The organism is Methylobacterium sp. JK268 (genome assembly GCF_054052225.1).
In genome coordinates this window covers 1-21905 of record NZ_JBSVZN010000032.1, presented here as the reverse complement: position 1 = coordinate 21905, position 21905 = coordinate 1, and the positions used below count along the sequence as shown (strand labels likewise).

19 protein-coding genes and 2 pseudogenes are annotated in these 21905 nt (G+C 71.9%); 17 read left to right on the top strand and 4 right to left on the bottom strand.

Translation table 11 applies throughout. The features are described 5' to 3' along the window. Positions 1 to 141: 141 nt before the first annotated feature. Positions 142 to 684, bottom strand: a complete 543-nt coding sequence (locus ACW9J6_RS26850; RefSeq protein ID WP_457119404.1) for a hypothetical protein — start codon at positions 682 to 684, stop codon at positions 142 to 144. Positions 685 to 1439: 755 nt separating this feature from the next. Here ACW9J6_RS26850 and ACW9J6_RS26845 point away from each other — a divergent pair. The 10 genes from ACW9J6_RS26845 to ACW9J6_RS26800 all read left to right on the top strand — a co-directional run bounded on the left by ACW9J6_RS26845 (position 1440) and on the right by ACW9J6_RS26800 (position 11490). Further along, positions 1440 to 2219, top strand: a complete 780-nt coding sequence (locus ACW9J6_RS26845) for a hypothetical protein (protein ID WP_457119403.1) — start codon at positions 1440 to 1442, stop codon at positions 2217 to 2219. A gap of 12 nt (positions 2220 to 2231) precedes the next feature. Continuing rightward, positions 2232 to 2543, top strand: a complete 312-nt coding sequence (locus tag ACW9J6_RS26840; RefSeq protein ID WP_457119402.1) for a hypothetical protein — start codon at positions 2232 to 2234, stop codon at positions 2541 to 2543. Between the two features lie 264 nt (positions 2544 to 2807). After that, positions 2808 to 3869, top strand: coding sequence for a hypothetical protein (locus tag ACW9J6_RS26835; protein WP_457119401.1), 1062 nt, complete (start codon positions 2808 to 2810; stop codon positions 3867 to 3869). An 85-nt stretch (positions 3870 to 3954) separates the two neighbouring features. Next, on the top strand, positions 3955 to 4380 hold the full coding sequence (locus ACW9J6_RS26830; protein WP_457119400.1) for a hypothetical protein: 426 nt from the start codon (positions 3955 to 3957) through the stop codon (positions 4378 to 4380). A 188-nt stretch (positions 4381 to 4568) separates the two neighbouring features. Further along, positions 4569 to 6518, top strand: coding sequence for an AAA family ATPase (locus tag ACW9J6_RS26825; RefSeq protein ID WP_457119399.1), 1950 nt, complete (start codon positions 4569 to 4571; stop codon positions 6516 to 6518). Continuing rightward, positions 6515 to 7459 (top strand): metallophosphoesterase, encoded by a 945-nt coding sequence (locus tag ACW9J6_RS26820; protein ID WP_457119398.1) that lies wholly within the window; start codon positions 6515 to 6517, stop codon positions 7457 to 7459. Before ACW9J6_RS26825 ends, ACW9J6_RS26820 begins: the two co-directional genes overlap by 4 nt. A 4-nt stretch (positions 7460 to 7463) precedes the next feature. Next, the gene (locus tag ACW9J6_RS26815) at positions 7464 to 8387 is read left to right on the top strand and encodes a 3'-5' exonuclease (RefSeq protein ID WP_457119397.1); all 924 of its coding nucleotides are present in this window, start codon (positions 7464 to 7466) and stop codon (positions 8385 to 8387) included. Between the two features lie 986 nt (positions 8388 to 9373). Next, positions 9374 to 9796, top strand: coding sequence for a MucR family transcriptional regulator (locus ACW9J6_RS26810; RefSeq protein WP_457119396.1), 423 nt, complete (start codon positions 9374 to 9376; stop codon positions 9794 to 9796). Positions 9797 to 9966: 170 nt separating this feature from the next. Next, complete coding sequence (gene tnpA / locus ACW9J6_RS26805; protein ID WP_457119395.1) at positions 9967 to 10362, top strand: IS200/IS605 family transposase; 396 nt, start codon at positions 9967 to 9969, stop codon at positions 10360 to 10362. 3 nt (positions 10363 to 10365) lie between these two features. Then, a complete protein-coding gene (locus ACW9J6_RS26800; RefSeq protein WP_457119394.1) occupies positions 10366 to 11490 on the top strand; it encodes an RNA-guided endonuclease InsQ/TnpB family protein in 1125 nt (374 codons plus the stop codon). 257 nt (positions 11491 to 11747) lie between these two features. Here the strand turns inward: ACW9J6_RS26800 and cueR are convergent, their stop codons facing one another. Next, on the bottom strand, positions 11748 to 12245 hold the full coding sequence (gene cueR / locus ACW9J6_RS26795) for a Cu(I)-responsive transcriptional regulator (RefSeq protein ID WP_457119393.1): 498 nt from the start codon (positions 12243 to 12245) through the stop codon (positions 11748 to 11750). 13 nt (positions 12246 to 12258) lie between these two features. Then, positions 12259 to 14823: a heavy metal translocating P-type ATPase gene (locus tag ACW9J6_RS26790; RefSeq protein ID WP_457119392.1), complete on the bottom strand. Its 2565-nt coding sequence runs from the start codon at positions 14821 to 14823 to the stop codon at positions 12259 to 12261. Between the two features lie 209 nt (positions 14824 to 15032). Here ACW9J6_RS26790 and ACW9J6_RS26785 point away from each other — a divergent pair, with 209 nt between their 5' ends. The 7 genes and pseudogenes from ACW9J6_RS26785 to ACW9J6_RS26755 form a co-directional block, all read left to right on the top strand. Beyond that, on the top strand, positions 15033 to 15236 hold the full coding sequence (locus tag ACW9J6_RS26785) for a heavy-metal-associated domain-containing protein (protein WP_457119391.1): 204 nt from the start codon (positions 15033 to 15035) through the stop codon (positions 15234 to 15236). Between the two features lie 124 nt (positions 15237 to 15360). Continuing rightward, the gene (locus ACW9J6_RS26780) at positions 15361 to 15768 is read left to right on the top strand and encodes a hypothetical protein (protein WP_457119390.1); all 408 of its coding nucleotides are present in this window, start codon (positions 15361 to 15363) and stop codon (positions 15766 to 15768) included. A gap of 328 nt (positions 15769 to 16096) precedes the next feature. Beyond that, positions 16097 to 16576 carry a hypothetical protein gene (locus ACW9J6_RS26775; protein WP_457119389.1) on the top strand — a complete coding sequence of 160 codons (480 nt, stop codon included), beginning with the start codon at positions 16097 to 16099 and terminating at the stop codon, positions 16574 to 16576. A gap of 5 nt (positions 16577 to 16581) precedes the next feature. Continuing rightward, the gene (locus ACW9J6_RS26770; RefSeq protein ID WP_457119388.1) at positions 16582 to 17937 is read left to right on the top strand and encodes an adenylate/guanylate cyclase domain-containing protein; all 1356 of its coding nucleotides are present in this window, start codon (positions 16582 to 16584) and stop codon (positions 17935 to 17937) included. A gap of 160 nt (positions 17938 to 18097) precedes the next feature. After that, positions 18098 to 18925 (top strand): aminoglycoside adenylyltransferase domain-containing protein, encoded by an 828-nt coding sequence (locus tag ACW9J6_RS26765; protein WP_457119387.1) that lies wholly within the window; start codon positions 18098 to 18100, stop codon positions 18923 to 18925. 55 nt (positions 18926 to 18980) lie between these two features. Beyond that, a complete protein-coding gene (locus tag ACW9J6_RS26760; protein WP_457119386.1) occupies positions 18981 to 19328 on the top strand; it encodes a zinc ribbon domain-containing protein in 348 nt (115 codons plus the stop codon). A 164-nt stretch (positions 19329 to 19492) separates the two neighbouring features. Continuing rightward, positions 19493 to 19684: pseudogene (locus ACW9J6_RS26755) on the top strand (DUF2252 domain-containing protein); the annotation flags it as partial. A gap of 1079 nt (positions 19685 to 20763) precedes the next feature. Here ACW9J6_RS26755 and ACW9J6_RS26750 read toward each other — a convergent pair. Then, positions 20764 to 21828: pseudogene (locus tag ACW9J6_RS26750) on the bottom strand (IS630 family transposase); the annotation flags it as partial. Between the last annotated feature and the right edge of the window lie 77 nt (positions 21829 to 21905).

Below are 21905 nucleotides of genomic sequence, written 5' to 3'. Positions count from 1 at the left end.
CCCTTGACTCATTCGGTGGACCGACAGGCTGCGGGATGCGACAGCCTGTGCTCCGTATCGGGCCGTTATCGTGGGTCTCTCAGATCAACATCTCGGCTTTTGGGCATCCAGCCCGAAACCAGGGCTGCCTTGTTGCGTGTTTCAGGGTTTTTTCCTAATACGACCTAGGTTCTCCGGGTTTACGCGTTTCTGAATGACTTTCTCGCCCTTGATATGACGCGGTCCTTTTCCGGGCGCATACCAGTGCATCGCGTGGCTATCATGGCGCGCCCAGCCGTTGCGCTTAAGGAATAACTTGGCTTTTTCGCTGCTATCTTTAGTAAATCCAGCCTTGATGATGATGTCGTTGATCTCCTTGCCCGACAGCCCCGCATCGCCGGCTTCGGCCAAGGCGTCGACGATGATCTGCGCCACGCGGGACCGAAGGCGCGAAACGGGCTCGGCAGCTTCGTCCGAGCCGGCGCGCTCGTCCGCCTGGGTGACAATGCGCCCCTCGGGCGCATCGCGGTTAGCGACTTCGGTGAGCAGGTCCATAAGCCTCGCGCGCTCGGCGGCAGTCCTGGCCTGCAGCGCCAACGCCGCGTTCTGCGCTTCGAGCTGAGCCCGCAATACGCCGTGCTGCTGGGCGGCCAGCTCGTCGAGGACCCTGAGCACCTCCGTCAGCACATCGGCAATTGTCCGCATGGATGCTCCGGCCCTTTCCTGCCGCCAATCTGGAGCAGGCAGGTCCGGGAGTCAACGGGGAAAAAGCATGGATGAGGCATGGAGCGGTCGCGAGCGGGATCCTGCATACCTCCATGCTTCAGCCAGTGTCCGGGTCCAGGTCCGAACCGACTTCCCCATGGAAGGGACACGGGGGTGCGGACCGGCGCGGATCGAAAGATGTCGCGCCCTGCCTGCGTCGCACCCATCGGACGAGCGAGCTTGAAGTCAAAAATCATAGCAGGCTAGCCCGTCAGAATGCAATGTCGCCGCTCGAAGCGCAAGATGCTCGTGCGTTTCATGGTTAACTAACCACCGCGGGTTTCCTGTACCTCTTCCCGACACTCCCTTCAGCACCGGGCGGTGTGGTCGCAGGAACTGGACGCGACGGCGTTGCGGATGCCGGTCGGAGCAGGCACCCACTGGGCGTAGCCGGTGTCGGTGGCCCTTCCTGGGCAGCGTCAGCGCGCCGGGGCCTGCGATCCGCTCGGGTGGGGCAAGGCGTAAGCCGGGGGAAGGCATCCACCCTGCGCCACCGGCGCGGCCGCGGCCATCATCCTACGCCGCAGGACCAGGAGTTGGGACATGGAGGGCGCGACCCGGTCCGGGGACGCAGCACTCCGTTAACCATCCCCCGGCCAAACCTCCAGCGCATAGAGATTTTCCTGGCAGGAGAATAATCCTTGCCGTATAATCCCAAAATCAGAAATGGAGCGGGCCACCAACGGAGGTCTCCCGTGATCATTGCGTTCTTCTCCGACGACGCATCGGCAAACCAGGCGGCCCTCCTGGCCGGCAACGCCCTCGCACGCCTTGCAGGCATGGTGGACGCAGGGCCAGACCTCGGGCATGGCGCCCCCGCCGCTCTCACGGACGCCCTGGGCGCCGCCCGCGCGGAGAAACGCCATCTCGCCGTCGCACTGCCGCTGGCGCGACTTGCCGACCGCGTCGTCCGCGGCGGCGTCGACCTCTCCGTGGTCTGCCACGGGCCGACGCCCCTCGCCGCCGCGACCGCCCGGTACGCGATGGCTTGCGTGACCGCCTTCCCCGACCCTGGCCTGGCGCCCCCGTGGATGCTCACCTGCTGCGCCCACGCGCGTCCCTCCGGGCTACGCGTGCTGCCCGTCGCCTTGCCGCCCCTGCGCTGCGACGAGGCGGCGCTTCTCCGGCACGGGCAGCCCTGCCCTCCCCTCGTGCCTCGTGCGGCCGGTCTCGCCGCCGCCCTCTGTCTCGCGGCAGAGGATCCCCGCGCGGCTTCCATCGAACCGGGCGACGTGGCCGCGCTCCTGGAACGGCCGACGACGGCCGGCGGGGTCGAACTCCGGGCCAGGCTCCTGGACCTCGCCCGCGACCTGGACGGGGACAACGCCGATCAGGAGGAGCCATCGCGCCCCGGGGGCGCCGAGCGCGCGCGGCGGGCTCGCCGCCTCGTGCCGCGCCGCAGGCCCGCCGCGCCCCGCCACGAAGGCTTCGCATCCCGTCCCCGCTTCCGTTGCGCCTGCACCCTCGCCGGTTGAAGGAGGAAACACATGACCGCTCGCGCCACTCCCGTCCCGCACCTCGTCGCCACGTTCGACCTGCCCGGGAACGTCCGCCGTCGCGGGCGTCTCGCCCGGCGCCAAGCCCTGGACAGGACCAGGTCGCCGCTCGCCCCGCATCTCCTCGCCGATGCCCTTGCCCGTGAGGCGGAGCACCTGGACCCGCGTGACCTCGAAGCGGTGGCGGCCGACCTCCTGGACGATGAATTCGACCGGCAGGACGACGACTTCGCGCTTGTCCCCGCCCGACTTATGCACCGGGCGGTCCGCGACGAGGAGGACTCCTGGCTCACGCACGGATGACGGGAAGTCCAGGCCGCCCCGTTCCTCGCCGCCCTCGGCATTCCTACCTCACGGGAACGAGAGGAACGCCGAGGCGCGCGTGGCAAATGGCAGGAAAACGCAAGTCTAAGCCACCTCCGCCTGTTCTTGCGTGTCCATTGGCCGAAAGGTCCCGGCCTGAGGCAATTGGTTGCCTCGTGGCCACAGTAGCACCTCGAAGATCGAAGCGTTCATGCCCTGACCGGCTCGCCGGTCGAGATGCATGCCCCTCACACGGAGGCCTTCTTGATCGCCGCCATCTTCGGCTGCGCCGGCCGCACGGACGCCGCGCACGCCGCCCTCATCCTCGCCGACGCCCATGACGTGGAAGGCGACGCCGCGACCCTCGTGCGCGTCACCTTCCCCGGCGAGCCGCGCCTTCCCGCCCCGGCCATCCGGCCCGAGGGGGTCCGGGTGGTGGAACACGAGGCGTCGACCCTGCGCGCCGTCGGCGCCTTCGCCGGACGGGAGGCCGCTCGGGCGGTCCGGGCAGGGCGTCACGTGGTGCTCGACCTCCCATTGCGGTGCCTTGCCGACCGGACCGTCCATGCGCTGGCCGACGTGTCGGTCGTCGCGGTGGGCCCGACCCCGTTCGACGAGAACGCCGCCGCGTGCGCCCTGGCCGCCGGCACGCACGAGGCACCGGTCGGCGGCGGCCGGGTGCCCGGCGCGAACGCTGGGCCGCCCTCGCCCTGGCTCCTGGGGTGCGGGCGAGGCGGGGGCGCCCCGGCCGCGCGAGCCTTCGAAGGCGCGGTGGGGCGCCTCCTCGGCGACATGGCCGCGGGGCGGCGCGCGCGCGTGCTCCCCGTGGTCCTGCCCGCGCTGAGCCGCAAGGAGGCGCTCCGCGTCATCGAGGGGGACCGGACGGCGAGGACCCTCGCCGCCGGTCTGACCCTCCTTGCCGCCCTCCGGGCCGCGGCCGGGAATCCGGGTGCGGAAGCCATCGACGGGATCGCCCTCGCCGACGAGCTCCGCACCGCCTTCCCGCACGCCAAGCCGCCGGACGAGCGGGAGCCAGGCGAGCGGCTCCACGAACTCGCCGACGAGCTCCAGGGCATCCGCGACGGCGTGAAGCCGGCCGGGGAGGACCTGACGTCGGCCCCCCGCCTGGAGGACTGGAGCGAGGCGACGCGCTTGGTCCGCGTCGTCACCGGCCGCGTCTATGGGCACCCGAACATCCGGGACGGCCAACGGATCCTGACGTCCGATCTCTACGCCTCCGACGGCGCGACCTGGGCGCGGACGCTGTCGCGGTACTACCTGCTCGGCAAGCCCGCCCGCCCCGGCGAGGGCGGCGGCCTGCATTAGCCCAGCCCCTTCCATCCGGAAACGCCCACCCGCGCCGCCCGGCCGTCCGCCGGGACGGCGAAGCCATGCCCGACCCGGAGGTCCCATGCCCCACACCCGCGCGGCCGACGACGAGGGTCCCGAGGACGCGGCCCTCGGTGACCAACGGGGACCGCCCGCCGCTCGCCCGTCATGCCACCCACTTGCCGCTTGGCGCGTGCTCGGGCCGGGCGCCGTCGACGCCGTGACGCTGGACGAGGTACGCCGGGCGCTCGCCGGCCCCGTCCTGCTTCACCATCGGCTGTGGCGCAAAGCCCTGGGCGGCGATCCGGCCGCCCTGGTCGCGGTTGCCGTGGACATCCTGCACGGCCGGGGATCGGACGGGTTCGCAGGCGACCTCGCGATGAGTTGCCTGCTCGTCCACGCGCGAGCCGGTTGCGATGTGGCCGCCCTCGTCCTGGCCCACAACCTCGCCGTCCTGGCACGCCGGGGCAACCTCGGCGACACCCCCGCCGACGTCGGCGGTCGCTAGCGGACACGGCACCGCGCGGCCAGCGCCGCCCCTTGGCCTCGCCCGCCCGGCGCGGGCCGCCATCCCTCCGCATCGAGGCTCCCGCGCGAGGCCCCAGCCGGGCGCTTGCGCCGGTTCGCCAACCCGACCGCCACCATGGTCCGCGTCGGCCCTCCGGGCGCCGCCGACCCCCACGCGCGAGACCTCCCATGCATGACCTTGCCTTCCTGCGCGAAGACCTCGACGACGCGGAGGCCGCCCCCACCCCGGCCGACCGCCGGGGTCGTCGCATGCCTGCCACGGAGACCCTCGCCAGCCTTGCGGTGGAGGATGCCCTCGGCGCCCGCCCGCGCCGGCGCGTCCCGCGCACCGGACCGTTCGCCATGGTGGTCGAGGTCCCGTCGGCCGAGTGGGTCGACCCGGTCGTGGGGGCATGCCGGGCGCTGGGCGAATGGTCGGTCACCTTCGCCCGGACCGGCTCCTCCCGAGCCGAGGACCGGCCCGACAAGGGCAACGACAAGGTCGCCAGGATCCTCGCGGAAGGCGGCCGGGTGCTCGGTGTGTCGCACGCCTGCGAGCGCCACCTCCCGGCGGCGCTCGTGGCCGCCGCGGACGTGCGCATCCGCGTGGCCATCCCCTCGAACGACGTCGTCATGCGCGTGATCCGCTCGGTCACCGGCCAGCGCCCGCCCGCGCTGCCGGCGCGCGTGGCGGCGGGGCTGGGATACTGGGAGCTGTGCAGCCTGATCCGCGGTACGTCGGCCCGGGCATGCGTCGACCGGCTCGTCGCAGCGAAGGAGGCAAGGTCGGTCGCCGACGCCTCCGCCGCGGAAGCGCCCGCGTTCGAGAACCTGTGCGGCTTCGGCGCCGCCCACGAATGGGGCGAGAGGCTGCTTCGCGACCTCGGCCTCTGGAAGCGGGGGCAGATCCCGTTCCGCAGCATCGACAGGAACGTTGTATTGGCTTCCGAGCCAGGGCTCGGCAAATCGACTTACGTAAGATCTCTTGCAAAAGCTTCGGGCCTTCCCCTCATCATAACCTCTGTATCCGCTTGGTTCTCATCGTCAAGCGGCTATTTAGATGCAGTGATCAAACAGATCGACACTGAATTCTCGAACGCTGCGTCTCTAGCTCCGTCTATAATATTTCTCGATGAAATAGACAGTATACCCAATAGAGCGACAATGACAGAGCGATCTCGCGAATATTGGAATCCTATAGTTACGCACATGCTCTTAACCATTGATAATTACACAGCAAACAATGCGGCCGATCTCTGCATAATCGGGGCCACCAATCATGCGGACAAGCTCGACGCCGCGCTGATCCGGCCGGGACGGCTCAACCGGGTGATCCGGATCGAGCCGCCGCAGGCGCCCGACCTGGCTGCCATCTTCCGTCACCACCTCGGCGCCGAGCTCGCGGACGTGGACCTCACCGCGCTGGGCGAGTTCGCCCTCGGTGCAACCGGCGCGCAGGTGGCCGCCTGGGTCCTGGAAGCCCGGGGCCGAGCCCGCGCCGAGGGGCGGCCATTGCGGGCCGACGACCTCTTCGGCGTGGTGGCGCCTGCGGACGGCCGCTCGGACAAGGAGCGGGCTCGCAGCGCGCTCCACGAGGCCGGGCACGGCGTGGGGGCGGAGGTTCTGCGGGTCGGGCGCGTCGCGCAGGTCGACCTCGTCCTGCGCGGCGACTCCGCCGGCGCGACCAGCATCAAGCCGCTCCTCAGCTCCTCACCCACGCGGGACGATCTGGAGCGCATGGTCATCTTCCTGCTATGCGGGCGCGCCGCAGAGACCGTCTTCCTCGGGGAGGCCAGCGCCGGCGCGGGCGGGGACGCCACCTCGGACCTCGCCCGGGCCACGGCGTTCGTCGCCGGCATCCACGCCTCGATGGGCCTCGGCGACGCACTCGCCTACCGCGGCACCATGGAGGAGGTCGCGCGCGCGCTCCGGGACGACCCCGGCCTGCGCGGCGCCGTCGAGGCCGACCTCGCCCGGCTCCAGGCCGAGGCCGAGAAGCTCGTCCGACGTTTCGGCGACGCAGTGGAGGCGGTCGCGGAGGCGCTCCTCGACCGCCGCGTCATCGGCGGCGACGCGCTGCGCGCGATGGTGGCCGAGCATGAGGCGGGCGGGCGCGCGACCAAGGGAAATCCGCGATGACGCGCCACGTCCCGCCGCCGGCCGGCCATGCCACGCCGACGCCGGTCCCGCAGCAGGTTCCCGCGAGCCTCCCGGCAGCCAACCTGCGCCTTTGGGTGATGTCGGACCTTAGGGTCGACCTGGCGCCCCTCCGCCTACCGGACCCCCTGCCCATGTTCGACGCGCTCCTGGTGGCCGGGAACGTGTCGGGCGACCTGGCGACGTCCCTGTCCTGGCTGGCCGACAACCTCGCGGGCCGCCAGGGCAAGCGGCCCGTCGTGCTCGTTCCCGGGAACGCGGAGTTCTGGAACGGGAGGGGCAAGGCGGAGACCCTGCGCGAGGGGCGAGCCCTCGCCGCCCGCCTCGGGATCACCCTGCTCTCCGACGAGGCGGTCCGGATCGCCGACGCGGACGGGACGGGCGTCCAGGTCCTGGGCAGCACCCTCTGGACCGACTGGGGCATCGAGGGACGGGACAGGGCGACCCTGGCCCGCGGGTACGCCCGCCGGTACCATCCGGATTGCCAACGCATCCGGCTCGGCCCGCGCACCCGCTACCTGCCGCATGACGCCGCCGGGGCGCACGCCCGGAGCCGCGCCTTCATCGAGGACGCGCTCGTCAGCATCAAGGTCCAGTCGGGAGGCTTCGGGACCTCCCCGGTCGCGCTCGTAAAGGGCACGCGGCCGGGGGACCGCGCCGTCGTCCTGACCCACCACGCGCCCAGCCGCCGCTCGCTGGCGCCGAGACCCCCGCATGGGCTCCCGGTCGACTGGGGCGCGGCCGCGCAGGCTTCCGACCTGGAGCACCTCATGACGGCGTGGGGCGCCCCCGTCCTTTGGGTGCACGGCCACGTGCCCCGAGGGGTGGACCTCCGGATCGGGCGGACCCGCGTCGTCGCCAACCCGCGGGGCCGCCGCGGCGGCCCCGAAACCTTCCATCCCTCCTTCGTGCTGGAGACCTGACACGATGCCGTCACCCGCCCAAGGCGTCCTGCCCCTCCCCGCGCCGCCTCCACGCGGCCGCCCCGTCCCGGCGCGGCACGCCCCCGACCGGCTGACCGCGTCCAGGCGCCCCGCGCCGGCGACGCGGCCGGCGACGCTGCTGTGCCTCGACATCGAGACGGTCCCGGACACGGAGCTTGTGCCGTCGGACTGGCCCGCGGACAGGTTCCCGAAACCTGCCTGGCACCGCGTCGTCGCCGTCTCCTACGCCCGGGCGCGCATCGTGACCGATCCCGCGACGAGCCTGGAGACCTACGTCGTGGAGCATTGCCGGAGCGGTGGCGAGGCTGATTGGGGCGAGGAGCGCCTGCTGCGCGGGTTCTGGCGGCTCTTCGACGCCGGCGCGCACCGGCTCGTCACCTGGAACGGCAGGTCGTTCGACGTGCCCGTCCTGCAATTGCGCGCCTTCGTCCATGGCATCCCGGCCGGCGCATGGTACCGGCGGGGCGACAGATGGTCTGGGTACGCCGCGAGGTACTCGCAGGAGTACCACGCCGACCTGCTGGAACTGCTCTCGGCGCATGGCGCCTCGACGCGCATGGGCCTCGACGAGATGGCGGCCGCGATGGGCCTGCCCGGGAAGGCGGGGGAGCACGGCTCGAACGTCGAGCGCCTCGTCGCCGAGGGCGACATCAAGCGCGTCCGGGACTACTGCGAGTGCGACGTCCTGAACACCCTCGGGCTGTACTTCAGGTGGTCCTACCTCTGCGGTCAGTCCGACGAGGCCGGGCACGACGCGTCCATGCGCGGTCTCGTCGACTATCTCCGCCGCGAGGGGGTGCACAGGCCCCACCTGAAGGCTTTCCTGGACCGGTGGGAGGCCTCGGCTCGGCCTGCCCCCATGAACGTCGCGCGCCGCGGTCGCGCGTCCGAGCCACCCGCTCGGTGACGGGAACCGTGACGCGGGGGGCGTGTCTCGGCTGTCGGGCAAGACGGGGCGATGCCCCGTTGCCCGGCCATTCGTCGCGACACACCGCCCGGGTCGATCCGGGCGTCTCGCCGCCGTCGACCGCGACACCTGCGTGGTCGACGGCGGTGGCCCGGGCGAGTCGCCATACAATCAGGCACGCCGGCCGGGCGCTCGGACCCGGATCGTACGCCCCCGCGCAGGCGGCGAAGGCCGAGCTTACCCGCTCGACACCTTGCTCCACCGGGCGACCGATTTACTGCCGGCCAAGATGTGATAGCCTGCGGACGTGAAGTCGTTTGCTCGGCATACCTGCAGGCTCTTGGCCGCTGTCCTTATGGTCGCGGTCCTAGCGTCGTCCGCTGCGGCGCATGCCCATCGCGGGCATGCGCACGGCGCCGGGCCATCGGCCGGGGAGCGGGTCGCCCGCACGGTCAGCCGTGGCGCCGTGGCGCGGATCTCCCATTGCGCAGGCGGGCGAGCGTCGGATGCCTCTCACCTCCCCGGCTGCTGCACGGGCTGCACCTGCCACGCGTACCTGTCGGTGCCTGTGCCCGAGCCGACCGCCCAGTCCTGGCGGTACTCGCGCCCGGTAGCCTGGTCAGCCGAACGCGGCCACCCTGATGCCCTTCTCGAAGCGCTGCGGAAACCTCCGAAACCCTTCGCGTAGCACGCGCTCGCACGCCTGAAGCGGCTTCGTCCCGGCGACGGCGTCCGGCGTGGACCCGCAGGGAACGCATCCCCACGCGCAATCACGATGCCGCCGCGGCAGCAGTGGTGCCGATGCCGCCGTACCTCCGGCTCGGCGGCTCCCTCGCCCGAGGGCGATGCAATCATGGACGCCGCCCTGATCCCGCCACGCTGGCTGCGGGTCATGGGTACCCGATCCATTCGCCCACCCCGGGCCGGGCGCGCCAGCGACGCGGCTTCGGGCAAGTCGGACGGCTTCGACAGGAGAGGATCTCATCATGGCAATCGTACGTTCGAACGACCGCGTCTTGACACTGACGGCGGAGGTCGTCTCCGCCTTCGTGCGGGGAAACGCCATACGCGCGGCGGATGTCCCCGATCTGATCAAGCTCGTGGAAGGAACCCTTCGCGCCATGGCGGCCGGCCAGCCGGCAGTGCCCGTGACGGCACCGACGCCGGCCGTCGCGATCAAGGGGACGGTGACGCGCGACTACATCATCAGCCTGGAGGACGGCAGGCCTTACAGGTCCCTGAGGAGGCATCTGGGCACGCGCGGCCTGACGCCGGAGCAGTACCGCCGAAAATGGGGCCTCCCGCCAGACTACCCGATGGTGGCGCCGGGTTACTCCGCTCGGCGCTCCGAGATCGCCCTGCGCATCGAGCTCGGCCGCGCGGGTCAGGAGGCGGTCGCAAAGGCTTGAGCGAACACGTCGCAGGGACGCCTTCCCGCGGAGCCTGAGGCTTGCCCAGCGCGAACGCCCAGAAGAGCCCATAATTAGGCTCCGCAGGGGACCGTCGCCTTTAGGCGACGGGGGAATGCGGCGGTGCCGCGGGGTTGAGTTAGACCCGTGCCAAATGTATAACGTTTGGCATGACCCGATACCGGCGCAATGCGGGCGCGACCTTCAGCCTGAAGTACCACCTTGTGTGGTGCCCCAAGTTCAGGCGTCCCGTCCTGACCGCGCCCTTCGACGCGCGGCTGAAGGAGATCATCGCCGAGGTCGCAGCGGAGGCCGACATGATCGTCCACGCCGTCGAGGTGATGCCGGATCACGTCCACCTGTTCGTGGAGGCCGACCCGACGCTCGCCGTCGCCGAAATCGTCAACCGCTTCAAGGGCCGATCCTCCCGGCTGATGCGCCAGGAGTTCCCGGCGCTGCGCTCGCGTCTGCCGACGCTGTGGTCCCGCTCCTACTATGCAGGCAGTGTCGGTCACGTCAGCGCCAAGACGGTCGAAGCCTACATCGCCGCGCAGAAGGGCGTCTGAGCGATGGCTGTGCGCTCCTATAAGTACAGGCTCCGGCCGAACCGAGAGCAGGCCGCCGCTCTCAATGCGATGCTCCGAGACTTCTGCGGCTTGTACAACGCTTGCCTGCAACAGCGCATCGAAGCCTACCGCCGCCGAGGCCTGAGTTTGCGCTACGGGCATCAGGCGTCCGAACTGAAGGCGTGCCGCGCGGCCGACCCGGACGGGCTGGCCCGCTGGTCGTTCTCCGCCCTTCAGCAGGTTCTCCGCAGGCTGGATCAGACCTTCGCGGCGTTCTTCAAGCGCGGTCACGGCTTCCCACGGTTCCGGGCCGCGGCTCGCTACCACGCCGCGACCTTCCGGGTCGGTGACGGGCTCACCTTGAAGAAGGACCGCCGCATCGGCGTCGTCGGCGTACCCGGCGGGATCAAGGCCGTCTGGCATCGCGACCTGCCGCCGGACCCGAAGCTCGGCACCGCGATCCTCACCCGCCAGCAGGGCAAGTGGTACGTCGCGTTCAGCGTCGAGGCCGCGTTGACCGAGAACTGCGGGACCGGCACGGTCGGCATCGACCTCGGACTGAACAGCCTGATCGCGACCAGCGACGGCGAGACAGTCGAGGCTCCCCGGCACGCCCGGAAGGCTCAGAAGGCGCAGCGTCGGAGGCAGCGCGCGGTCGCCCGGTGCCAGCGTGGGTCGAAGCGCCGCCACAAGGCCAAGGCGCGTCTCGCGGCCGGGTCCGCCAAGATCGCCCGGCAGCGGCGCGATCACCTGCACAAGCTCTCGCGATCCTTGGTCTCGCGCTACCAGGGCATCGCTTTCGAAGACCTTAACATGGCCGGACTCAAGCGCGGGATGCTCGCCCGGTCCGTTCACGACGCCGCGTGGTCTCTTCTCGTTCAACTCGTCCAGTACAAGGCTGAAAGTGCCGGTGCTGATGTCGTGCTGATCAATCCCCGCGGGACAAGTCAGACCTGCCCCGAATGCGGGACGATCAAGGCCAAGACACTCGCGACCCGAACCCACGCCTGCGAATGCGGTGCGGTTCTGGATCGCGACGTTGCGGCGGCGATGGTCGTGCATCAGTGGGCTTTCGATCTCGGGCCGGGACACGGCCTTCGGCGCGTAAGCGGGCGGGTTGCCGCGTAGCTGCGCCGAGAAGCCGCCTGCTTCAGCGGGCGGAGTTGTCACCATTCGCATCTCTCGTCCCATCTTCGAGGCAGCGTGAGTGCCGCGCCTGCAAGCGACGAGCCGGGCCGGATCAGCGCGGACGGGGTCGCGCACGCGTCCGCCGTGGGTGCAGTCCCTGGCGAGGCGAGGCCGACAGGGCGCAAGTCACCGCCCGGGCCGCCGTCGGGACCATCTCGGCCCTCGGCCAAAGTCGGGCGGGTCTCTCCGGCGGCGTCTCACCCCGGGGACGTTGCCCCGGGTCTCCTGGCTCGACTGCCTCCCCGAAGCGTTCCGGCACCGAAGCGATGCCCCGGCGCGGGCGAAGCCACGGGCACCTCGCTCCCCGTGCCCGCAAGATCGTCGAGGATCGGGCAGTCGGGGCGGTGGTCGCCACCGCAGTTCTCCGCGAGGTCCGACAGCGTGCGCACCATCGCCTGCAGCTCCTCGATCTTCCTGTTCAGCGCCGCCACGTGCTCCAGCGCCACGGCCTTGACCTGTGCGCTCGCCCGGTCCCGGTCGCGCCAGAGGGCCAGAAGGTCGGCGATCTGCTCGACGGAGAAGCCGAGGTCGCGGGCGCGGCGGATGAAACGAAGCGCATGCACGTCCGCGTCGCCGTAATGGCGGTAGCCGGAAGCCGAGCGCTCGGCCTTCACGATCAGGCCGATGCTCTCGTAATACCGGATCATCTTGGCCGAGACACCCGACGCCTCGGCGGCCTGCCCGATGTTCAACATGGCGACACTCCGCTCACTCCGCCGGGGCCATCCGCCCCGGCGCCGGGACGGGCCCGGACCTCCCCTCGCCGCCCGGGCCCGGGACGGCCGGGGGCGAGAAGCGCCTCAGCCGCAGGGCGTTCGTGACCACGAACACGCTGGACAAAGCCATCGCGCCGGCGGCCAGGACGGGTGACAGCATCATCCCGTTCAAGGGATACAGCACGCCCGCCGCGACCGGGACGAGGGCGACGTTGTAGGCGAAGGCCCAGAACAGGTTCTGACGGATGTTGCGCATCACCGCCCGCGATACCGCGACCGCGTTCACCACCCCGCGCAGGTCGCCCGACATGAGGACCACGCCGGCGCTCTCGACGGCAACGTCCGTCCCGGTCCCGACCGCGAGGCCGACGTCGGCCTCGGCGAGGGCGGGGGCATCGTTGATGCCGTCCCCGACGAAGGCGACCTTGGCGCCGACGGCCGCGCGCAGCCCCCTCACGGCGGCCACCTTGCCATCGGGCAGCACCTCCGCCACGACCTCGTCGATCCCGACCTCGCTGGCGATGGCCTCGGCAGTCCGGCGGTTGTCGCCCGTGACCATCGCCACCCTCAGCCCGAGCGCCCGGAGGGCCCTGACCGCGGCCGGGGAGTTCTCCCGTACCGGGTCGGCGACGGCGAGGATGGCGGCGGGCCGGCCTTCGACCGCGGCGTAGAGCGGGGTCTTGCCCTCCCCGCCGAGCCGGGCCGCCTCGGGCGCGAAGCCGGAGACGTCGTAGCCCAGGCGGGCCATGAACCGGTCGGCCCCCACCTCCACCTTGCGGCCCGCCGCGCGGCCGGAGACGCCGAAGCCCGGAACCGCCTCGAAGTCCTGGACGGGGCCGACATGCAGCCCGCGGCGCCTCGCCGCCTCCACCACGGCGGCGCCGAGCGGGTGCTCCGAGCGGGCCTCCACCGCGGCGACCAGGGCCAGCACCTCGTCGCTGCCGAGGCCTGTCGCCGGCGCGAGGTCGACTAGTTCCGGGCGCCCCTCCGTGAGCGTCCCGGTCTTGTCGAACGCCACCGTGCCCACCTCGCGGAGGGCCTGGAGCGCGTCGCCATGACGGAAGAGGACGCCGAGTTCGGCCGCCCGCCCGGTTCCGACCATGATCGAGGTCGGCGTGGCGAGGCCCATCGCGCAGGGGCAGGCGATGATCAGGACGGCGACGGCGTTCACCAGCGCGAGGCCGAGGGCGGGTTCCGGGCCGAAGGTCATCCAGGCGAGGAACGTCGCGGCGGCGGCCGCCATGACGGCGGGGACGAACCAGCCGGTCACGCGGTCGACGGCGGCCTGGATCGGGAGCTTCGAGCCCTGCGCCTCCTCGACCATGCGCACGATGCGCGCGAGCACCGTGTCGGCGCCCACGCCCGTGACGCGGAAGTCGAACCCCCCGGTCGCGTTCACGGTGCCTCCGACGACCACGTCGCCCGGATTCTTGGCGACCGGGACGGGTTCGCCGGTGATCATCGCCTCGTCGACGTGGCTGGAGCCGGCGACGACCTCGCCGTCGACCGCGACCCGCTCGCCGGGCCGCACCCGGACGATGTCCCCGACGCGCAGGGCGGCGACTTCCACCTCGGCCTCGCCGCCGTCCCGGAGCACGCGCGCCGTCTTCGGCGCGAGCGACACCAGCCGCTCGATGGCGGCGCCCGTGCGCCCCTTCGCCCGTGCTTCGAGGTAGCGCCCGAGCAGGACGAGGAAGACGATGACGGCCGCCGCCTCGTAGTAGACGTTCCCGGCGCCCGCCGGCAGCAGCCCGGGAAGAAAGGTCGCGACCAGCGAGTAGCCGTAGGCCGCGCTCGTGCCGAGCGCCACGAGGGAGTTCATGTCCGGGTGCCCGCGCAGCAGCGCCGGGACGCCCTTCAGCAGGAAGCGCAAGCCCGGGCCGAACAGGACGAGGCCCGCGAGCGCCGCCTGGACGGCCCAGCTTGCGCGCATGCCGATCGTTCCGGCAACCCAACCATGGATGGCGGGGACGAGGTGCGACCCCATCTCGACGGCGAACAACGGGAGCGCGAGGGCGAACGCGACCAGCAGGTCGCGGCGCAGGCGGGCCGCCTCGCCCTCGCGCGCCTCGCGCGCCGGATCGATGCCCCGGCCTTCCCCGATCCCCCGCGCCTCGTAGCCCGTCACCTCCACGGCCTCCACGAGGTCCGCCTCCGTGACCGCGCCCGCCGGGTGACGCACCGTCGCGCGTCCCGTGGCCAGGTTCACGGCGGCGCCTGTCACCCCGGGGACGCGGGCAAGGGCCCGCTCGACGCGCGAGACGCAGGACGCGCAGGTCATGCCGGCGACGGCGACCTCGGTCCGGGCCTCCGGCACGGCGTAGCCCGCCTCCTCGATGGCCCGAACGGCGGCCGGTGCGTCGGGGAGACCGGAGAAGCGCACGTGGGCGCGTGCGGTCGCCAGGTTGACCGTCGCTCCGGCGACGCCGGGCAGCCGTCCGAGCGCGGCCTCGACCCGCCCGACGCAGGATGCGCAACTCATGCCTTCGACGGGAAGGCTGAGATGCCGCCCCGGGGTGGCATGGCGGGTGGAAGTTTGGACGACGTCTTGGACCATGGCCGGTGCCCTCCTCTGTCGCGACTTCCGCGGACAGATAGGGCTTCCAACGATGGGAAGGTCAACAGCTCCCCGGCGATGCGGGGCACCCGAACCAAGGCAACGGGCGGACCGCGTCCGCACCCGCCGCAAGGGCGGTCACCGGCTCTTGACCTTCCTATCGTTGGAAGGCCCACATGGGACGGGAACGCGCGAAATGGGAGACAGGAATGCTGCGTTTCCACGTGTCCAACATGAGCTGCGGCGGCTGCGCCAAGGGCGTCACGCGTGCCGTCCGGGGCCTCGACGGCGACGCGAGGGTCGACGTCGACCTGCCCAGCCGGGAGATCACCATCCGCGGCGCGGTCGACGCGCCAGGTGTGGTGGCTGCGCTCAAGCGGGCCGGGTACGAGGCCCGGGCGCTGGCCGCCTGACGCACGCGCCCGCGGGGTCCACCGGCGCGAACGCCTGGACCCCGCGCCGCCCGGCTTGCGTTGTCCGACCCAGACGTGAGACATTTCACGCGGCGTGTTTCGAAGTGGACGAACCTTGCTTTCGTTGAGGATCATCCTCGTCGCGGTGGTCGCGGCGTGCCTGGCGGCCTTCCCGGCCGGCATGTGGCGCGCGTCCGCGCCCATCGAGGTGACCGCATCCCACGCCGCGGACGGCTTCCAGCGCGGGCTCGGCGCGGAAGGCCATCTCCACGGCATGGCGGCCGGTCCTCACGGGGACGCCAGGGCGTCCGTCGCGGCCAGGCCCGAGGACGACGGCTGCATGCACCACGCGTCCGGCGGCAAGGGCTGTGCCCCCACCTGTTGCGGCTTCGCCTGCCACGCCTTCGAGCCCGTGCCCGCGCCCGGGCTCTCGGCCCCTCCCGGCCGCACGGCCGACCGCCGTGTCGTGAACGACGAGCAAGTCGACGGCTGCGCGCCGTTCAGGATCGAGCGACCACCCAGGGCGGCCTGAACCCGGGCGGCATCCCATCCGCCCCGCGCGATGGCTTCCACGGACGCCATCGCGTCGCCCGGTCGGCCGGTTCGCGTCCTTGCTCGAAGGCAAGGCCATGTCCCGTACCTGACCCCCTCCGGCCGTTCGCCTGACGCCGCCCGGCACCGGGCCGGGATCGGCTGCCCGGTCGCGGCGGCGGCGGACGGGGTGGGGTGGCGCGACCGCCGGCCATCCGCGTGTCCCGAATCGGACTGCCAGACGCCGCGCTCCGCCCGCCTCAGCGGCGAGGCCCGCGCCGGTCGGTCGTGCCGAGGGACCAACCAGGCCATCGAACCAGGATTGACTTGTGAAGACCACGAACTTGTTCCGGGCATTTGCCTTGGCCGGGGCGCTTGCCCTCGTGGCCGGCCCCGCCCTATCGCACGACGAGGGCGCCACGGCGGGCGAGATCCGCATCGAGGGGATCGCCGCCACGCCGGCGAGATCCGGCGAATTGAGCCGGGTCACGTTCACCATCGAGAACGACGGGCCGGAGCGGGCCGTGCTGCTGGGACTGCTCCTGAGCACGGGCGAGCCGTCGCAGGTGCGCGGGTTCCTCGGCGCGAGCCATAGCGCCGCGATGGCCGGCGTGAGCGTCGGGGCCGGCGACGTTTACCGGCTCGGCGACCGCACGGCGTGGGTCGACGTCGGGCCCCTCCGGCAAGAGCTGCCGGACGGCGCGACGGTCCCGGCCGTCATTAGGTTCGACCGCTTCGACGTGCCGGTCACGTTGCATGTGGGCGGGCCGCCCGCGGGCGGCGCACCCGCCGCCCTGACATCCCGGTGAGCGGCATGCCCCCATGTCCCGCATCAGCGGCGGCTCCCGCCGAGCCGTCCTCGGCGGAGCTGCCCGCCCGGGTGGAGCAGGGCTTCGAGCGGAGGGCGCTGGCCCCGCGGCTCGGGGTCGTCCTCATCCTCCTGCTGGGCGCCCTCGCCGACTACGGCCACGGCGACCGCGCGGGCCACTGGGTCGTGCTCGGGGCCTACGGCGTCGTCACGCTGCTGGCGGCGGCCGGCGCGCGGGCGCGGTCCGAACGCATCCGCGCCCGGCTCCCGCTCGCGGCCACGTGCGCCGACGCGGCCATCGCGGTGTACGTCGTCGCCGACCACGTGCCGCGGTATGCCGGCGAGGCCCACCTCGCGACCGACGCGGTCAGCCTCCTGCCGGCATACTTGTTCCTGCTGCAGACCGGGATGCGTCTTCGGCCCCGGCTCGCCGCGCTTTTCGCGTCGCTCGTCGCCGCCGGGTGGGCGACCGCGCTGGCCCTGCTCCTCGACCCCGCGCGACTCGGGTCGGACGGCGCCCGCGTCCTGGTCCGCGAGGGCATGGGCCTCGCCGCGTTCGCGGTCGCGTCGGGCTTCGTCGTGGCGACGGCCGCGTGGACGCGCGCCGCGGCCGCGGCTGCGTCGCGCGCCGGGGAGGAGCGGCTGATGCTGTCCAGGTTCCTGCCGGACGGCGTTGCCACGGAGGTCGTCCGCACGGGCGGCACGGCCTCCGTGGCCGAGCGCCACGCGACCCTGCTGAGCGTGGACCTGCGGGGCTCCTCGGCGCTCGCCAGGGCGTACCCGCCTGCAATCTCCGTCGCCTGGCTGCTGGACTTCCGGCGCCTCGTCCACGACGCGGTGACGGCGCACGGCGGCGTGGTCGACAAGTACGTCGGCGATGGGGTGCTGGCGCTGTTCCTCGATGGTGATGCCGGCGAGCAGGCCGGACGGGCAGTGGCCGCCGCGGAGGCGACGCTCGGGGCCCTGGCCACGTTGAACCGCGAGCGGCGCAGGGCCGGGTGCCCGACCCTGCGGGTCATCGCCGCCCTGCATTGCGGCCCGGTGCTGGCCGGCGTGTTCGACGATGGCCGGCGCGCCGAGTTCACGGTGCTCGGGACGGTCATGAACGACCTCTCGCGGATCGAGCGGCGTGCCAAGGAGGACGACCTGGACGTGGTCGTCAGCGCGGAGGTCCTGCGTCGGCTCGGTGCCGAGACGCCGGAACGGCTGGGCGTCCGCCCGTTGCCGCCCTCGGGTGAGCCGACGCTGCCGCGTCTTTTCGCACTCCGCCCGAGTGCAACCGGGCAGGCGCCGGAGGATGGCGGGCGCGGCGACCCGTCGGCTTCGCCCGCCATGCTCGCCAACCCAGGGGGCGTGCCGTGAACGCCGACCTGTCGTCCGGGACGGCCGCTTCCCCATCCCAGGGCCACGGCGCGTCCGGCCCTGCCGGCGTCGACCGGAGGAACGCCGCCGCGACCGCCGCGGAGGCGCGGCGTCGCCCCGTCCGCTCCGCGCGAGCGGCGAACGGAAGGAGCTCGCGATCATGACGCGCCCCGCCAAGCGCTGCCTGAAGGGCATCCCGCTGCTGCGCTCGTCCTGGGCCGCTTCGACGCCGGTAGATACGGCGGCGGCTGAGACCGCACGGGCATACCTCGCCGTCGTCGATGCCGCCCTACCCGGTCTCGTCCGGTCCCTTCACCTCGTGGGCTCCGCCGTCTCGGGCGACTTCCGGCCCGGTGCGAGCGACGTGAACTTCGTCGCCGCGACGCAGGGTCCGGGCCACACCCACGCGGTCGAAGCCGTTCACCGCGGCATCGGGCCTGGGCATCCGCTCTCATGCCTCGACGGGATCTACGTGACTGAGGAGGAGCTGCGCCTCGGGACGTGGGAGGCGTCAGGACCGCACGTCCGGCGCGGACGCTTCCTGCCCACCGGGTCGCATGGGCGCCGGGCACCGGACCGGTACGCGTTTGCGACGGGCGCGGTCGCCGCCCGAGGGGCGACGCCGCCGGGGCTGGAGCATCGCGTCCCGATACGGGACATCAACCGCGATCTCTTGCTGCTGGCGGCGGAGGCGGTCGCGGCCGCCCGTGGCGAGGCGCTGCCGGCATGGGAGGCGTCTTCCCTGGTCCTCGGTACCGCGCGCTTGCACTACACCCTCCTCACTGGGCGACTGACGACGAAGACCGATGCCGGCCTATACGGACTGATGACGTTCCCGCAGTGCTGGGCGCCGGTCCTCGACCAAGCCTTGGCCGTCCGGCGGGACGGCCCGAACTCCCGGGCGGACCTCCGGTCCGGGGAGGTTGCGGCTTTCGCCGCCATGGTAGCCGCGGACATGCAGGAACTCGCCCTGGAGGCTCGGGGATGACGAGACCGCCGGCGCAGGACCTTTTCGAGGCCGCCGCATCGCCCCGCCGGGGCGGGTGGCGGCATCCGGAGCGCGCGAGCCGCGCTTTCGAACCGTGGTGTCTCGGTTGGCAGTGTCGGCTCCTTGGAAGGCTACCAGGGCCGGTGGCGAGATGATCTGCGTCGACGCCAGGGGTTCGTCGCAGGAGTGTCGGCGATGCAAGGCGGTGGCTCCGAAGCCGCTGTCCCTTCGCCGTCACGTCTGCCCGTGCGGGCTGGACGAGCATCGGGACGTGAACTCGGCCGGGGTGATCAAGGACCGAGGTCTCGCGGTGAAGGCCGCGAGCGAGGGGGGTCAGCCCCTCGGGGGCGCGAACGCGGGCCGTCGGGCCGTGCGTCGTCCCGGGACGCTCCTCGCCGCCTGAGGGCGGCGCTGGAGAAGTTCAGGAGGGGCCATCAACCCCAAATGAACGATGACCGAATTCCTCTGCCCCTCCGAGGCTGAGGGAGCCTGAGGGGCGCGCTCGTGGCAACGCCGCGAACGCTTTAGTGCAGGCTGTGCCGCACGTGATGTCGGCGCGTGTTCCTCAACCTGGGTCCGCTTCCCGACGCCGGGGGTGGGGCCGAATCCCAGGTACGCGACCTCGACCAAACCGTCATCGGCAACCCTGTCCCCGACCTCGTCAGCCTCGGCCTCTCGCCCGCCAGCACGGTGCGGGGCTCGGACCTTCCTGGCGTCGCCGGCGCCAGGATGCCGGAGGAGATGGTTCGAGGTCATGCGCAGCCCGGCCGCGGGGCCACGAGGTCGTTCGACGGCGCCGACGCCGGGCTACCCGCGGACGCGGGTGCCCGTCACGGCGCGTGGGCCGGCCCTGAGAGTTCCCCGACGGCTTCGAGGAACCCGGCGACGTCGTCCGGGTGCACGGCCAAGCCGCCTTCCGGCAGGCGCTCGAAGCGCAGGCCCTCGCGACCAAGGAGCGAGACGGGCGAGGCGTCGGCGATCAAGCCGTCCACCTCCTCGGCCAACAGGTCGAAGGCGTCCCGCATGCCATCGACGGCCTCGTCGTGGCGCAAGCCCGCGAGCGGCACGTAGGGCTTGCGCGCCGGGCCGTGCCGCCTCGGCCAGGTCCGCTTGGCGAACCATTCGGCCTCGTCCCGGTGGAGGCACCAGACCGCCTTCGTCGCGGTCCTGAACTCGATCCTCACGGGGCGGGCTCCATCCAGCACGGGCCCCTGGCACGCCGCCGCGACCAGGTCCTGCCACGACCTCCGGAACGTCGGGTCCGACTGGTGCTTCCCGAAAAGCGCGGCGGCGTCGGCCATGCCGAGCCACTCGTCCCCCTTCGGTCCAGCCGAACGGCGGCCGCCGGTGATCCGGCCCAGGGCGTCGACGTCGTCGACGTGGAGGCAGGGGACGGACTTGCCGGCCAGCAGGCGCCCCTCCATCCGAAGCGCCACGCCGTCCTGGACGGCGGGCTTCCCCGCCCCCAGGCGTTCGAGGAGGACGTCCCAGACCTCGCGGAACCTCCCCCGGTCCGGGTTCTGGTTGAGGAGCGCGGCGACCTTCTTCGCGTTCAGCCACTCGTCGGTCATGAGCCGGTCCCGGCCGCGCCCGATGGCGGCGGCGAGCGCGTCCATCTCCGACCGGTGCAGCCGGAAGGCGGCGACCTCGGTGCCCTTGGCCATCGCGCCGCGCCACTCGCGGCCCGCGGCCCAGCCGACGCCGGTCTCCTCGTAGGACCGCCGGATCTCCAGCCAAAGATCCTTGAGCGCCGGCGTGGCGTAGGGTGACGTCGCGATGGCCCGTCCCGCCTCGTTGATGGTGAGCCACTCCTCGTGGTCTGAGTTAGAGATCTGTGTGCAGAATCGGCTGACACTGGCCAAGATCGCGTCGGCTGACTTGGTCCAGACGAATGGCCTGGGATGAGCGTTGGTTTCGGCGATGTAGTCTCGGATCGCGGCCTCCAGGCCCTCTGTGCTGCTGAACGCACCGCGCTCCAGCCGACGCCGGCTCAGAACGGAGAACCAGCACTCCACGAGATTGAGCCACGACGCGCTCGTCGGCGTGAAGTGAAGGTGGAACCGCGGATGCTGGACCAACCAGTCATGCACTAGGGTCGTCTTGTGCGTCTTCAGGTTGTCGAGCACGAGATGCACCTCCAGATCGCGTGCGACGCTGCTCTCGACCTGCTCCAGGAATGCGCGGAACTCGACGCTGCGATGACGCGGCTTGCAACTCCCGATCACCGTTCCGGCTTTCACGTCGAGGGCGGCAAACAGGTCGAGCGTGCCATGCCGGCGATAGTCGTGTGTCACGCGCTCGGCCTGGCCCGGCCGGAGGGGAAAGGCTGCAGCCGTACCCTGCACCGCCTGGATCTGCGGCTTCTCGTCGACGCACAACACCAGCGCGCGATCGGGTGGGGCGAGGTAGAGGCCGACGACGTCGCGCACCTTCTCCACGAACGCCGGATCCGCGGAGAGCTTGAAGGTGTCGGCTTGGTGCGGCCGCAGACCGAAGGCGCGCCAGATGCGTGACACCGCACTCTGGCTCATGCCCGTACGGCGCGCCATCGCGCGGGTGCTCCAGTGCGTGGCGTTGGCCGGTGCCTCTTCCAGAGTGAGAGCGACCAGGCGCTCGACGGCCTCGTCATCGATGCTGCGGGGCGCGCCGGAGCGCGGCGCGTCGACCAGCCCCGGCAGCCGATGCGCGGCGAAGCGGCCCCGCCAGAGCGCCACCGTCTGGCGGCTGACCCCCAGTGCCGTCGCCACCCCCAGGTTGGTCGCGCCCGGTTCGGCACAGGCCAGGATGATGCGCAGGCGCGAAACCAGCGCCCGCCCGGTCCCGTGTCGGCGCAGCAGGCGCTGTATCTCACCCTGCTCCTGCCGGCTGAGATCGAGAGCGACTGCCTTTGGGCCACGCGACATGGCGCACCTCCATCAGGAAGTACCCAACAATCCGCCTACCCGGCTAAACTGTCAAACCTCTTCTAACTCAGACCACT

Coding starts and splice junctions, on each gene's coding strand:
- ACW9J6_RS26850 (WP_457119404.1), bottom strand. CDS start 684: ATGCGGACAATTGCCGATGTGCTGACGGAGGTGCTCAGGGTCCTCGAC.
- ACW9J6_RS26840 (WP_457119402.1), top strand. CDS start 2,232: ATGACCGCTCGCGCCACTCCCGTCCCGCACCTCGTCGCCACGTTCGAC.
- ACW9J6_RS26830 (WP_457119400.1), top strand. CDS start 3,955: ATGCCCCACACCCGCGCGGCCGACGACGAGGGTCCCGAGGACGCGGCC.
- ACW9J6_RS26825 (WP_457119399.1), top strand. CDS start 4,569: ATGCATGACCTTGCCTTCCTGCGCGAAGACCTCGACGACGCGGAGGCC.
- ACW9J6_RS26820 (WP_457119398.1), top strand. CDS start 6,515: ATGACGCGCCACGTCCCGCCGCCGGCCGGCCATGCCACGCCGACGCCG.
- ACW9J6_RS26815 (WP_457119397.1), top strand. CDS start 7,464: ATGCCGTCACCCGCCCAAGGCGTCCTGCCCCTCCCCGCGCCGCCTCCA.
- ACW9J6_RS26810 (WP_457119396.1), top strand. CDS start 9,374: ATGGCAATCGTACGTTCGAACGACCGCGTCTTGACACTGACGGCGGAG.
- tnpA (WP_457119395.1), top strand. CDS start 9,967: ATGACCCGATACCGGCGCAATGCGGGCGCGACCTTCAGCCTGAAGTAC.
- ACW9J6_RS26800 (WP_457119394.1), top strand. CDS start 10,366: ATGGCTGTGCGCTCCTATAAGTACAGGCTCCGGCCGAACCGAGAGCAG.
- cueR (WP_457119393.1), bottom strand. CDS start 12,245: ATGTTGAACATCGGGCAGGCCGCCGAGGCGTCGGGTGTCTCGGCCAAG.
- ACW9J6_RS26790 (WP_457119392.1), bottom strand. CDS start 14,823: ATGGTCCAAGACGTCGTCCAAACTTCCACCCGCCATGCCACCCCGGGG.
- ACW9J6_RS26785 (WP_457119391.1), top strand. CDS start 15,033: ATGCTGCGTTTCCACGTGTCCAACATGAGCTGCGGCGGCTGCGCCAAG.
- ACW9J6_RS26770 (WP_457119388.1), top strand. CDS start 16,582: ATGCCCCCATGTCCCGCATCAGCGGCGGCTCCCGCCGAGCCGTCCTCG.
- ACW9J6_RS26765 (WP_457119387.1), top strand. CDS start 18,098: ATGACGCGCCCCGCCAAGCGCTGCCTGAAGGGCATCCCGCTGCTGCGC.